Origin of the sequence: Streptomyces sp. M92 (genome assembly GCF_028473745.1) — a bacterium.
GTDB lineage: Bacteria > Actinomycetota > Actinomycetes > Streptomycetales > Streptomycetaceae > Streptomyces.
In genome coordinates this window covers 5,955,109-5,968,621 of record NZ_CP101137.1, presented here as the reverse complement: position 1 = coordinate 5,968,621, position 13,513 = coordinate 5,955,109, and the positions used below count along the sequence as shown (strand labels likewise).

The following is a 13,513-nucleotide window of genomic DNA, read 5'->3' as shown; positions in this document are numbered from 1 at the left end:
ACCTTCCGGCGGGCCGGGCGGGTCAGTGGTCGGGGCGGGTGCCGGTGGTCAGTGGACGGGATGCATCGTGCGCCGCAGCCACGGTGCGAGCGCGACGACGACCAGGCCGAGGACGACGGCGATCGCGCCGTTGACGCCGAAGTACGCGGGGTGGGACACATCGTCGTAGATCTTCACCACCTGGGCCTGGATGCCGTTGGCGAGGGCGAGGGAGAGGAACCACAGGGCCATGGTCTGGCTGGAGAAGGCCTTCGGCGCGAGCTTGCTGCTGGCCGACAGGCCCGAGGTCTCCAGGAGCACGTCGCCGAGGCCGAGCAGCAGGTAGGAGCCGACGATCCACCAGGCGGCCATCCGGTAGTCGGTGCCCTCGTGACCCGAGGTCGGCAGCACCATGAGGAGGAACGACAGGCCGCCGAGGATCACACCGAGCGCGATCTTGTTCGAGGCGTGCGGCTGCCGGCGGCCCATCCGCACCCAGACGGCGGCGACCACGGGCGCCAGCGCCACCTCGAAGGCGCCGAGCGCGGAGGCGTACCAGCTGGAGGGGAAGTCGAACCCGAGGATGCTGGTGTTCGCGTTCGTGGAGGCGAGCAGCATCATCGTCGAGTACGCCTGGAAGAGGATGAAGTTGAACACCACCGAGGCCAGGAAGAGCACGATGTAGGGCCGCAGCCGCCCGCGCTCCTGAGCGGTGACCCTGGGGCTGGTGAACATGACCCAGAAGTAGACGACCGGCGCGACCACCGAGACGAGCGTGAGGACGTCGACGAACCGTCCCATGGTGAGCCAGCCGACCCCCGCGAGGACCCCGCACAGCACGGCGAAGGCCACGGCTCCGGCGGTCATCAGCCACACGGCCCGCCGCATGGCCGCCGGGGCCAGGGCGAACTCGGCGGCGTGCTTGCGGCCGGCGAGGTGCCGCCGTCCGGCGATGTACTGGATCAGCCCGAGGGTCATGCCGAAGGCGGCGGCCGAGAAGCCCCAGTGCCAGCCCTGGTGCTCGCCCAGCCAGCCGGTGATCAGCGGGCCGGCGAACGCGCCGACGTTGATGCCCATGTAGTACAGCGCGAAGCCCGCGTCGCGGCGGTCGTCGTCGGTGCGGTACAGCTTGCCGACCATGGCGGCCACGTTGGGCTTGAGCAGCCCGGTGCCGGCGCTGATCAGGCCCAGGCCGACCCAGGTCATGGTGGCGGTGGGCACGGCCATGGAGTAGTGGCCCAGCGCGATGAGGACGCCGCCCCACAGGACCGCCCGGTAGGAGCCGAGGATGCGGTCGGCGAGCCAGCCGCCCCCGACGGAGACCAGGTAGACGAGGGTGCCGTAGGCCGCCGACACGGACGCGGCGGTGCCCGCGTCCATGCCGAGGCCCTCGTTCGCCACCGAGTCGGCGAAGTACAGGACCAGGATCGCCTGCATGCCCAGGAACGAGAACCGCTCCCAGACCTCCAGGGCGGACAGCGTCAGCAGTCCCTTGGGTTGTCCGAAGAAGGCGCGGTCGTCCTCGGACGGCGGCTGCTCGTCGTCGGCTGTCACGGGGTGGGCACTGTCTGTCATGGTTCCTGTCGCCGGTCGGGGGAGTTTCGCCGGTCAGGAGATCAGGGATCATGCTCGCTTCGCAACTGCGACGTTCGCATGCCCCTGTGGGTCGGTGTCCCTCGCACGGCCGAGGGGCGGTTGTCAGTGGTGGGTGTCAGGCTGGGAGGACACAGGAACTGCGAAAGGGAATCGCCGTGATCACCACTGATTTCGCCTCCGGCTCGCCCTGCTGGATCGACGTCGGCGTCCCGGACGTTCCGGCCGCCGCGGCGTTCTACCGCGCGGTCCTGGGCTGGGAGTACGAGTCCATGGGCGGCGGGGGAGAGGGGCCGGAAGGCGGGATGTTCCGCAAGGACGGCAAGATCGTCGCCGGCCTCGGCAGCCTCACCGAGGAAGGCGCCCGTCCGGCCTGGATGATCTACCACTCCGTGGCCGACGCCGACGCCACGACCCGGGCGGTCGAGGGCGCGGGCGGCACGGTGCGGGTGGCGCCGATGGACCTTGAGGACTGGGGCCGGATGGCGCAGTACAGCGATCCGCTGGGCGGCCAGTTCGCCGTCTGGCAGCCGGGGAAGACCAACGGGGTCGAGCTGGTGGACCAGCCGGGATCACTGTGCTGGACGGAGCTGTACACGAGTGACGCCGCCGCGGCCAAGGAGTTCTACGGCGGGGTCTTCGGCTGGCAGTTCGGCGACATGGAGATGCCGGGTGGCGGGGGCACCTACACGCTCATCACCCCCGCCGGGCAGCCCGAGGAGCGGATGCACGGCGGGCTGATGCAGCTGAGGGAGCAGGATCTCGCCCTCGCGGGCGGCCGGCCGTACTGGCACCCGGTCTTCGCCGTCACCGACTGCGACGCCGCCGTCGCCGCGGTCACCGGGAACGGCGGCAGCGTGCAGATGGGCCCGGAGGACGCGGAGGGCGTCGGCCGGCTGGCCGTCTGCCTCGATCCGGCCGGCGCGGACTTCGTGGTGCTCCAGCCGAGCGAAGGCTGACACGTGCCACTTCGGACCACCCTCAGGACGGCTTCTTCCCGCAGAAGGCCGCCTCCAGGGTGCCCCCGAGCGCCGTGTTGGCCTGGCCCCGGTTCGAGGTGTTCGCCATCGCGGAGAGGCCGCGACTGCCGTCCCGGGTCGCGAACGCGTAGGTGTAGTAGCCCTGGACGGTGCCGGTGTGCCCGTACACCCGCGTGCCGCAGGTGAGGTCGTAGCGGCGCAGGCCGAGCCCGTAGAACCGGGTGTTCGTGGCGTCCGTCGGGGTGACGGTGGTCATGGCGTCGAGCATGCGGGGCGACAGCAGCCCGCCGCGCATCAGCGCGGTCATGAAGGTGTTGAGGTCGGCGGGGGCCGAGATGACCGCCCCCGCCGACTGGGCCCACGACACCGTCTGCTCCGTGGAGTCCACCAGCGGGGCGCCGGCCTCGTCGGGGTGGAGGTACCCGCGCACGCGCAGCCCCGCGATCCGGGGGTCGGGATGCACGTACGAGGTCTCCCGCAGTCCGAGGGGGCCGATGATCCGCTGCTGGTACGCGCGCGCCACCGGCCGGCCGGTGACCCTCTCGACGAGCATTCCGGCCACCACGAAGTTGGTGTTGGAGTACTTGTACGTCGCACCGGGCTCGGTGGTGCGCGGCTCGGCGAGGGAGAGGTCCACGAGTTCCCGCTGGCTGAAGACCCGGTCGCGCACGGCCTCGAAGCCGGGCACGGTCTCGTGGAACATCCGGTCCGTGTAGTCCGCCAGTCCGCTGCGGTGGGTCAGCAGGTGCCGCACCGTGATCCGGTCGTCGGGCAGCAGCCCGGGCAGATAGCGGTCGACCGGGGCGTCGAGCGCGAGCCTGCCCTCGTCGACGAGCTGCAGCACCACGACGGCCGTGAAGGTCTTGCTGACACTGCCGACGCGGAAACGCGCCCGGACGTCCATGGCCGCGCCCGAGGCGCGGTCGCGGACCCCGGCCGTCCGGGCCCGCGCCCCCTCCGGGCCGGTGAACCTGGCCATCGCGCCCGGCGCCCCCTCGGCCACGGCGGCGTTCAGGGCGGCGGCCACGCCCGCCATGTCGGGGGACGGGGCGGCGGTCCGCGCCGCGGCGGGGGCGGCGGGGGCTCCGTACGCCACGGGGGAGGAGGCCACCCCTCCGGCGAGCGCGGCGACCAGGGCGGCACCTGCGGCCAGACGACGACGCGGTGATGACGGCACGTCAGTCCTCGTTTCGTGAGCGGGGCGGGGAGCCGGAGACCGTGCGGCTCCGGTCCCGGCCAGTGTGCTGGGTGCCGCGGTCCCGCTCAGGCGTTTCGAGGGCGTTCACACCTCCGTGTCGCGTCCGTCCCGGCGCGACGATGACTTCCGGGCTCCGTGCCGGTCATAACCGGTACGCACACGTACTTCGGGGAAGGACAAGGCCGATGCCGGACCTCATGGTGGACTTCATCATCTCGCTCGACGGCTACGGGGCCGCGGACGGCTGGCCGGGCCTGTGGGGCATGGACGTGCCCGAGTACGTCGCCTGGCTCGACGAGGACTCCGCGGGCGACCGCACCACGCTGATGGGCGCGACGACGTACCGGCTGATGTCCGGCTTCGCCGCCGAGATGGCCGACAACCCCGTGTTCGTGAAGCTCACGGCGGCGCCGAAGATGGTGTTCTCCTCGACCCTTACGTCCCCGCCGGTCTGGGCCAACACGGAGCTGGTCCGCGGGGACGCCGCGGAGACCGTGCGGGACCTCAAGCGGCGCGGCTCCCGGCCCCTGCGCACCCTCGGCAGCGTCAGCCTGTGCCGGTCGCTCCTGCGGGCCGGTGTGGTCGACCGGTTCCGGGTGGTCGTCTTCCCGGTCATCACCGGCGCGACCGGCAAGGACCGCATCTTCGACGAGTACCCGGACGTCGCCCTGGACCTGGTCGGGCACCGCACGTTCGACGGCCGGCTCCAGCTGCTGGAGTACGCCCCCACGGTGCTCGACGGCCCGCCCGGCACCGGTGGCTAGCCGACGCGGGGCGGCCCGTCAGTCCGGTCCGGGCAGGGCTTGTTCGGTCCAGATGGTCTTCCCGGAGCCGGAATAGCGCGTGCCCCAGCGCTGGACGAGTTGGGCGACGATGAACAGCCCCCGCCCGCCCTCGTCGTCCTCGCCGCTGTGCCGCAGGTGCGGTGACGTGTGGCCGGTGTCGGCGACCTCGCACCACAGGGTGCGGTCACGGATGAGGCGCACCTGGACCGGTCCTTCGGCGTACCTGACGGCGTTGGTCACCAGCTCGCTGACGACCAGCTCGGTCGTGAAGGACAGTTCCTCCAGGCCCCACCGGTGCAGTTGCCGCGTGGTCAGGTCCCTGAACCGGCCCGCGGTGACCGGTTCGGCGGGCAGCTCCCACGAGGCCACCTGCGTGTGGTCGAGTTCGCGGGTGCGGACGAGCAGCAGCGCGGTGTCGTCGGCCGTCGACCCGCCCGGCAGGAGTTCCGCCACCACCCGGTCGCACAGTTGGTCCAGGGACGCGCACCGGTCGCTCAGTACCCGCCCCAGGACGGCGAGTCCGTGATCGATGTCGCGGTCGCGGGCCTCGACCAGGCCGTCCGTGAAGAGGGCCAGCAGACTGCCCACCGGCAGTTCCACCTCCATGGACTCGAACGGCAGGCCGCCCAGCCCGAGGGGCGGACCGGCCGGCAGGTCCGGGAAGGAGACCCGGCCGTCGGGGGCGACGACCGCCGGCGGCAGATGCCCGGCCCTGGCCATGACACAGCGCCGCGAGACCGGGTCGTAGACCGCGTAGAGACAGGTCGCGCCGGTGGTCACATCGGCGTGGGTGCCGTCCGCCATGCCCATCTCGCCCCACTGCTCCTCCGCCGACTGGGCCACCAGGTCGTCGAGCCGCGACAGCAGCTCCACCGGGTCCATGTCCATCTGGGCGAACGCGTGGACGGTCGTACGCAGCCGCCCCATGGTGGCCGCCGCCTGCAACCCGTGGCCGACCACGTCCCCGACCACGAGTCCGACCCGGGCCCCGGACAGCGGGATGACGTCGAACCAGTCACCGCCGACGCCGGTCACGTCGTCCGTGGGCAGATACCGGTAGGCCAGCTCGCCCGCCGAGCCCTCGGGCAGTTTCTGGGGCAGCAACTGGCGCTGCAGGGTCAGTGCGGCGGTGCGCTCACGGGTGAACCGCCGGGCGTTGTCGATGGACACGGCCGTGCGGGCGACCAGCTCGTCGGCCAGCGCCACCTCGCCGCCGTCGAAGACGGCCGCCGCGGCGCCGCGGACGAAGGTGACGAGTCCCAGCATGCCGTCACCCGCCCGGAGCGGCACGACGAGGGTCGTGTCGTCGAGTACGAGCCCACCGGAGGAGAGACAACGGTCCTGCGGCGAACCGGACGGGTACTCCACGGGCGAACGCTCCGGGACGGGCGAGGGCGAGGACGTGCCACCCGGCCCCGCGGCGGCCTCGTCCCCGGCCGAGCAGTGGGCTGCCCGGACCAGCGGCGCCTGCGTCACGCCGCTGCCGGCCGGGACCTCGCCCTCCAGCACCTCGCCGGCCAGGTCGACCGTGACCGTGGTGGCGAAACCCGGCACCGCCACCTCGGTGACCTTCCGGGCGGTGACCATCACGTCCAGGGCGGTGCCGATCCCGCGGCCCGCCTCGACGAGCAGGGCGAGCCGCTGCTGCGCCCGGTGGCGGTCGGAGATGTCGAACGCGTCCTCGCAGACCCCGAAGACGTGGCCGTCGGCGTCCTGGAGCCGGTAGTAGGCGCAGGACCAGAGATGGTCCGTCTCCGGATCGCTGGGCGGCCGGCCCCGGAAATGCAGGTCCAGGAAGGGCTCCCCGGTGTCGAGCACCCGGCGCATGACCGCTTCCAGGGTGGGCGGGTGCCCCTTGGTCACGAACCTGCCACCGGCGTACAGCGCATCGGCCCGGAGCCCCCGGAACTCGGCGAACGGACGTCCGATCTCTCGCTCGTACGCCGTGTTGCACCAGATCAGACGCAGGTCGGTGTCGTAGACGGCCAGGCCGACCGGTGACTGGGTGGCCAGCCCGTCGAACAGGGCCAGCCGGAAGTCCCACAGCCGGAAGTCCTTCAGCTCGGTGGCGATGAGGACGCGCTCCGCCGTGCCGGAACCGGACAGGGGAGACACCGCGGTGGCGAGGACCAGCTCGAGCCCGTCCCGTCGCCGGGCGGTGCGGGTCTCGTTCCCCCGGAGCCGGTGGGACAGCGGGGCGACCGAGGTGCTCGGGCCGGGCGACAGGAAGGCGGACAGCGGACGGCCGACGACCTCCTCCGGCCGGTAGCCGAGCAGCCGCTCCGCCGCCGGACTCCACCCGACGACCGTGTCCCGGGCGTCGATGACCATCGTGGCCGCCCTGGACACGTCGAGAGGACCCCGCAGGTCGGCGTTCTCGTCCGCGTTCCATGCAGCCATAGCCGGTACCAGCCCCGTTCCTCCCCTACAGAATCCGCCGTCCCCCGGGCGGGCACAACCGCAGCCCCGCGGTCACAGGTCGTCGAGGTCCGGGAACGCGGCGAGATCGGGCGGTGCCCCTTCGGCCGAGGTCGGTTCCGTCAGGGACTGCTCCGTCCACACCACCTTGCCGGTCGCCGTGTAGCGCGTCCCCCAGCGCTGGGCGAGCTGCGCCACGAGGAACAGCCCGCGTCCGCCCTCGTCGGTCGTGGCCGCCCGGCGCAGATGGGGGGAGGTGCTGCTGCCGTCGGACACCTCGCAGATCAGCGCCCGCTCGTGGAGCAGCCGCACGTGGATCGGTTCCGAACCGTGCCGGATCGCGTTCGTGAGCAGTTCGCTGAGGACGAGTTCCGTGGTGAACGCGAGGTCGTCCAGCCCCCAGGCGGCCAGTTGACGGCTGCACGCGTTGCGGACCGCGCCGACGGCGGCCGGGTCACGGGGGACGTCCCAGTCGGCGACGTGCGAGCGGTCCAGCAGCCTGGTGCGGGCGACGAGCAGCGCGACGTCGTCGCGGCGGTGCTCGGGCAGCAGACCGCCGAGCACCGCCTCGCAGATCTGCTCCGGAGTACGGTCCTGCGCGCCCGCGAGCGTGCCGCGCAGCATCTCCAGCCCCGTGTCGATGTCGCGGTCGCGCCGCTCGACCAGACCGTCGGTGTAGAGGACGAGGGTGCTGCCCTCGGGCAGGCGCAGTTCGGCGGACTCGAAGGGGAGGCCGCCCAGCCCCAGGGGCGGGGCGAGCGGCACGTCGGGGGTCTCCACGGTGCCGTCGGGGTGGACCAGCATGGGGGCGAGGTGCCCGGCCCGGGAGATGCTGCACAGCCCGGAGACCGGGTCGTGCACCGCGTAGATGCAGGTCGCGCCGGTGACCGCCTCCCCGCTTCTGCCCTCGGGATCCTCCTGGTCGAGGCGGCTGACCAATTCGTCGAGGTGGGTGAGGAGTTCGTCCGGGGGCAGGTCGAGCGTCGAGAAGTTCTGCACGGCGGTGCGCAGCCGGCCCATGGTCGCCGCCGCGTGCAGCCCGTGCCCGACGACGTCACCGACCACGAGCGCCACCCGGGCACCGGGCAGGGGGATCACGTCGAACCAGTCGCCGCCGACCCGTGCCTGGGCGGGCAGGTAGCGGTAGGCGATGTCGAGGCCGCTCTGGTGGGGCAGGGCGTGCGGCAGGAGGCTGCGCTGGAGGGTCTCCGCCATCGTGTGCTCGCGGGTGAAGCGGCGGGCGTTGTCGATGGCGACCGCGGCACGGGCGGTCAGCTCCTCGGCGAACGTCAGGTCCTCCGGGCCGAAGGGCTCCGAGGTCCCGGTCCGCCAGAAACGGACCAGGCCCAGCGGAATGCCGCGGGCCTGCAACGGCACCGTGACCAGCGAGCTGATGCCGTACGCGCGCACGCCCGCCGGATCGGTCTCCAGCACCGCGCGCGCCCCCGCCGGCGCGGCTGCCGCCGGCGTGCCCGCGGCCTCGGTCGGGACGACGCTGCCGGCCGGCCGGAACGGATGGTCCGTCCGGACACCGCGCAAGGCCGCGCGCCGCATCCGGCCAGGGGCGCCGGACGGCTCCTCGCCGCCCGTCACGGCGCCCAGCAGATCCACGGTGACGAAGTCGGCGAACCGCGGAACGGCCACATCCGCCAGTTCTTCCGCCGTCCGCACCACGTTCAGGGTGGTGCCGACGCGCACCCCAGCCTCATGGAGGATGTCCAGCCGTTCACGGGCCGTCTCCGCCGTGCCGGCCAGGGCTCGCAGCTCCGTGGTGTCCCGCAGCGTCGTCACGTTCCCGGAGGGGCCGCCGTACGGGGCGGTGCGCCTGGTGTTGAAGGACACCAGTCGGTCCCCGGCCAGATGCACCTGGTCCGTCACGGGACGGTCCGAGCGGAGCAGTTCGACCGTGGCGTGGTTCAGGCCCAGCTCCGTGACGTGCCGCCCGTCGGCGTCCTCCGGCAGGTCCAGCAGCCGTCGCGCCTCGTCGTTGGCCAGGACCAGCCGGCCGTCGCCGCCGGTGATGAGCACGCCCTCGCGGACGGCGTGCAGCACCGCGTCGTGGTGTTCGTACATCCGGGTCATCTCGCTCGGCCCGATGCCCCGCGTCTGACGTCGCAGCCGTCGGCTGACCAGGGCGGCACTGCCGACGGCGAGGAGCAGTGCGACACCCGCCGAGGCCAGGATCACCGGAATCTGGCCCCGCAGGGACTGCCCGACCGTCTCGAGAGTCACCCCTGCCGCGACCAGCCCCAGGACCGACCCGCCATCACCGGTGACCGGCACGACCGCGCGCGCCGCGTCCGACGGATCGCCCTCGTAGATCTCGGTGAACGGCTCGCCCCCGGCCGCCCGCTCGACACCCTCCGCGCGCTCGCCGATCAGCCCCGGGTCGGTGTCCGCCAGACGCGTGCCGTCCGGTGCCATGACGACGATGAAATCGACCCCCGTGCCTTTGTGGGCCGCGGCCACGTACGGCTGCAGCCCGGCCGTGGGATCGCCGGACTCCAGCGCCGCGATGAGGCCCGGCGCGTGCGCGAGGGTCTCCGCCACAGCACGTGACCTCGCCTGCGCGTCCTCTTCGGCGTCGTTGCGCGCCTGGAGGGTCAGCCCCGCGACGGCCCCCACGATCAGGAACACCGCGACGACGACCTGCAGGAAGAGCACCTGCCCGGCGACGCTGCGCCCACGCACTCTCCACCACCGGCCCGGGCTCTTCTCCTCACCGGACAGGTCGGCCGACGGCCTGTCTGCGCGGTTCCTTCGAGCGGAACGCCCCTGCATACCCCATTTCTAGCACTTTCCAGCGGAATGGCTGGTAGGCGCGGGGCAGTGGCCGCCGGCGGGGCTACTCCGGCAGGTGTGCCTCCGGGTCGTCGGGGCGGTGGTCGGGCAGGGCCGACCGGCTGGTCGCCTCGTGGTGCAACCGCAAGAACTCCAGATGGCGCTCGTACTGGTCGAGCACGTCGGCGATGAGCTGCTCCCTCGTGTAGCCCATCACGTCGTAGCCCTGGTTGCCCTCGGACAACTGGACCTCGAAGCGCACATAGGTGTCGTGGGTGCTGACCGAACGGGTCGCGAACCCGGGGGTCGGCGTCTCCACGGGCCACACCCGGTAGACGAACACGTCGCTCGGCCCGATCGGCACGTTCAGGCCGACGTGCGCGAGGCCGTTCTCCTCGCTGACGCCCTCCAGGAGTGTCGCCTCGGCGCCCTGCTCCCGCAGCTCTCCGGCGACGTCGCGGAACGCGGGACGGCACACGTCGTCGACGAAGCGGCGGGCCGCCCGCCGGCCCGGGAACGTCGTGGCCCGCGCCAGGCGCTGCCGCCAGTTCCGCGCCCCCGGCGGGCCCTGTTGAGTGGTGCGCCCGGACAGCGACGCCGGGAGCGAGGTGGTCAGTGCCTCTTCCCGCATGCGCTCCGTGCGCAACGCCAGGTAGAGCCCGATCATGATCAGGAACATGACGACGGAGAACGGCAGACCCATGATGATGGTGGCGTCGGTCAGCGCCTGCACGCCTCCCACGAGGAGCATGGCGAGGGTGAGCAGGCCTGTCGTCAGGGCCCAGAAGATGCGCATCCAGGGAGCGGCGTCCGTCACTGGAGTCGGCAGGTCGGAACTGAGATTGCCCATGACGAGCGCACCGGAGTCCGCGGAGGTCACGTACAGCAGCAGCCCGACGAACGTCGCGAGGCCGGCGCTGAACAACGCGCCCGGGTACTGCTCCAGCAGCCCGTAGAAGCCCTGCTCGGGCAGGGCCATCGCGGTCCGGCCGAACTCGGTGTTCCCGTCCCGCACGACGAACAGCGCGCTGTTGCCGAAGACCGCCAGGAAGAGACCGGTGAACAGGAACGGGATGATCAGCGTCGCGGCGACGAACTGGCGCAGGGTGCGGCCGCGGGAGATCCGCGCCAGGAACAGGCCCACGAACGGCGCCCAGGCGATCCACCAGGCCCAGAAGAAGAGCGTCCACGCGTTCAGCCACTCGGTGGGCTGGTCGTAGGCGAAGGTGTTCAGGGTCATCGAGGGGAAGCCGCTGACGTAGTCCCCGACGTTCTGCACCAGCGCGTTGAGCAGCCGGAAGGGTTCGCCCACGATCAGGATGTAGAGCATGAGCAGGACGGCGAGCAGGACGTTGAGCTGGGACAGCCGCCGGATGCCCTTGTCGACGCCCGCCACGGCGGACACCGTGGCCATCACCACCGCCACCACGATCAGTGCGATCTGCGCGGGCAGCCCCTCGGGTACGTCGAACAGGACCTTCAGCCCGTAGTTGAGCTGTACGACGCCGATGCCGAGCGACACGGAGATGCCGAACACGGTGCCGATGATGGCCGCCAGGTCCACGGCGTCGCCGATCCGCCCGTGGATGCGGCGGCCGATGACCGGGTAGAGCGCGGAGCGGATCGCCAGCGGCAGCCGGTAGCGGAAGGCGAAGTAGCCGAGCACCATGCCCATGAGGGCGTACATGGCCCAGCCGGTGATGCCGTAGTGGAACAGGGTCCACACCACCGCCTGGCGTGCCGCCTCGATGGTCTCCGGGGAGCCCTGCGGCGGCGCGAGGTAGTGGCTGACCGGGCCGGCGACGGAGAAGAACATCAGGTCGATGCCGATGCCCGCGGCGAACAGCATCGCCGCCCAGGCGAAGAGGCCGTAGTCCGGCTTGTAGTGCTTGGGGCCCAGCTTGACCGTGCCGTACTTGGACACGCCGATGAAGACGACGAACACCAGGTACAGCGTCGCGGCGAGGAAGTAGTACCACCCGAACCAGGACGAGATCCTGTCCACGGCGACGCCGATGGCCTTCTCGGCCCCGGAGGGTGTGACGATCGCCCACAGCGAGATCGCGAGGATCAGCGCGGCCGAACCGAAGAAGACCACGGGCTTGAGCGTGCCCGAGCCCGCCGGGGCCGCTTCCTCGGCCGCTTCCTCGGGTGTGTGAGGGACGTGCTGGGGCCCGCCGGTCATGACTGTCTCCGCGGACCGGAGCGGCCGGTGAGCAGGTCGGCGGCGCGTTCGGCGACGAGCAGCACCGTCACCATGGGGTTGATGGTGGGCATGGTCGGGAACACCGACGCGTCCACCACGCGTACGCCCTCCACGCCGCGCAGCCTCAACTCCGGGTCGCAGACGGCCATCGGGTCGTCCGCCGCCCCCATCCGGCAGGTGCCCGCCGGGTGGTAGACGGTGTGCGCGGCACGCCGCCCGTACTCCGACAGATCGGCGTAGGAGGTCACCTCCGGGCCGGGCGCCACCTCGCGAACCAGCCAGTCGCGCAGCGGGTCGGTGGCGGCGACCTCGCGGGCGACCCGCAGACCGTCGACGATGGTCCGCTCGTCGTGTCCTTCGGGGTCGGTGAAGTAGCGGAAGTCGAGCGCGGGATGCTCGGCGGGGTTGCTGCTGCGCAGCCACATGCGCCCGGTGGACCGGGCCCGCGGGACGTTCGGCGTCATGCAGACCCCGTGTTCCGGAGTGGGGTAGCCGAGGCGTTCGGTGTTGACGGTGAACGGCACCTGGTAGAAGTGGAACATCAGGTCCGGCCGCGGCTGTCCCGTCTCGCGCCGCAGGAACAGTCCGGCGTCGGAGTCCATCGCGGAGTTCGGCGGCAGCGGTCCGGCCGTCTCCCAGACGATCACCGACTCGGGATGGTCCAGCAGGTTCTCGCCCACCCCGGGCAGGTCGGCCCGCACGTCGATGCCCAGGCCCCGCAACTGGTCGGCGGGTCCGATGCCGGAGAGCAGCAGCAGCCGCGGGGTGTCGACGGCTCCCGCGCACAGGAGCAGTTCGCGTTCCGCGCGCACGGTGGCGGGGAGGCCGTCGGGACCGCGGACGGCGACGCGGGTCGTCCGCCCGGCTTCGTCGGTGAGCAGACGGTGGGCCCAGGTTTCCAGGCGGACGGTGAGGTTCGGGCGGTCGAGCACGGGGTGCAGGTAGGCGACGGAGGCGGAGGAGCGCAGGTTGCCCTCCGGCTCGTAGGCCAGGGAGAAGAAGCCGGCGCCGTCGGCGAAGGGTTCGGCGTTGAAGTCGTCGACGACCGGAACGTCCAGGGCGCGCGCCGCGGCGGTGACGAAGTCCTTCGCGATGGGATTGCGGTCCGCCTCGGCCACCGGCACGATGCTGGTGCGCAGCCGGTCCCGGTAGGGCAGGACGGTCGCCGGGTCCCAGCCGGCGCAGCCCCGGGCCACCCAGTCGTCGAGGTCCTGGGGGAGGGGCAGGAAGCTGATCAGCGTGTTGTGGGACGAGCAGCCGCCGAGTACCCGGGCCCGCGAGTGCAGGATGTGGGAGTTGCCGCGTGGCTGCTCGACGGTGGTGTAGCCGTAGTCGAACTCCGAGCCGAGCAGGTTGATCCAGTTGCGCAGGCGCAGGATCCGGTCGTCGCCGACGTCGCTGGGGCCGCCCTCCACGACGCAGACGCGGCACTCGGGGTCCTCGCTCAGGCGCGCCGCGAGCACGCATCCGGCGGTGCCGCCGCCGACGATGACGTAGTCGTAGGCGGTCTCCGGACCGTGCGGGGTGGGGGTGGCCATAGGGTGCCTTTCGTCCGTCCGAGGGAGCGCGGTGC

8 protein-coding genes are annotated in these 13,513 nt (G+C 72.0%); 2 read left to right on the top strand and 6 right to left on the bottom strand.

Translation table 11 applies throughout. From position 1 onward, the window contains the following. Positions 1-48 precede the first annotated feature (48 nt). The gene (locus M6G08_RS27190) at positions 49-1,554 is read right to left on the bottom strand and encodes a peptide MFS transporter (protein ID WP_272589757.1); all 1,506 of its coding nucleotides are present in this window, start codon (positions 1,552-1,554) and stop codon (positions 49-51) included. 176 nt (positions 1,555-1,730) lie between these two features. On the opposite strand from M6G08_RS27190, the gene M6G08_RS27185 reads away from it, so the two are divergent. Further along, the gene (locus M6G08_RS27185) at positions 1,731-2,531 is read left to right on the top strand and encodes a VOC family protein (protein ID WP_272589756.1); all 801 of its coding nucleotides are present in this window, start codon (positions 1,731-1,733) and stop codon (positions 2,529-2,531) included. Positions 2,532-2,553: 22 nt separating this feature from the next. Here the strand turns inward: M6G08_RS27185 and M6G08_RS27180 are convergent, their stop codons facing one another. Continuing rightward, on the bottom strand, positions 2,554-3,729 hold the full coding sequence (locus M6G08_RS27180; RefSeq protein ID WP_272589755.1) for a serine hydrolase domain-containing protein: 1,176 nt from the start codon (positions 3,727-3,729) through the stop codon (positions 2,554-2,556). A 206-nt stretch (positions 3,730-3,935) separates the two neighbouring features. On the opposite strand from M6G08_RS27180, the gene M6G08_RS27175 reads away from it, so the two are divergent. Further along, positions 3,936-4,514, top strand: a complete 579-nt coding sequence (locus M6G08_RS27175) for a dihydrofolate reductase family protein (protein ID WP_272589754.1) — start codon at positions 3,936-3,938, stop codon at positions 4,512-4,514. Positions 4,515-4,532: 18 nt separating this feature from the next. On the opposite strand, the gene M6G08_RS27170 is transcribed toward M6G08_RS27175, so the two are convergent. The 4 genes from M6G08_RS27170 to M6G08_RS27155 all read right to left on the bottom strand — a co-directional run bounded on the left by M6G08_RS27170 (position 4,533) and on the right by M6G08_RS27155 (position 13,478). Continuing rightward, complete coding sequence (locus M6G08_RS27170) at positions 4,533-6,935, bottom strand: SpoIIE family protein phosphatase (RefSeq protein ID WP_272589753.1); 2,403 nt, start codon at positions 6,933-6,935, stop codon at positions 4,533-4,535. Positions 6,936-7,007: 72 nt separating this feature from the next. After that, on the bottom strand, positions 7,008-9,734 hold the full coding sequence (locus M6G08_RS27165; RefSeq protein ID WP_272589752.1) for a SpoIIE family protein phosphatase: 2,727 nt from the start codon (positions 9,732-9,734) through the stop codon (positions 7,008-7,010). Positions 9,735-9,798: 64 nt separating this feature from the next. Then, complete coding sequence (locus M6G08_RS27160) at positions 9,799-11,919, bottom strand: choline BCCT transporter BetT (protein WP_272589751.1); 2,121 nt, start codon at positions 11,917-11,919, stop codon at positions 9,799-9,801. Then, the gene (locus M6G08_RS27155; RefSeq protein WP_272589750.1) at positions 11,916-13,478 is read right to left on the bottom strand and encodes a GMC family oxidoreductase; all 1,563 of its coding nucleotides are present in this window, start codon (positions 13,476-13,478) and stop codon (positions 11,916-11,918) included. The genes M6G08_RS27160 and M6G08_RS27155 overlap by 4 nt, the downstream gene beginning before the upstream one ends. Between the last annotated feature and the right edge of the window lie 35 nt (positions 13,479-13,513).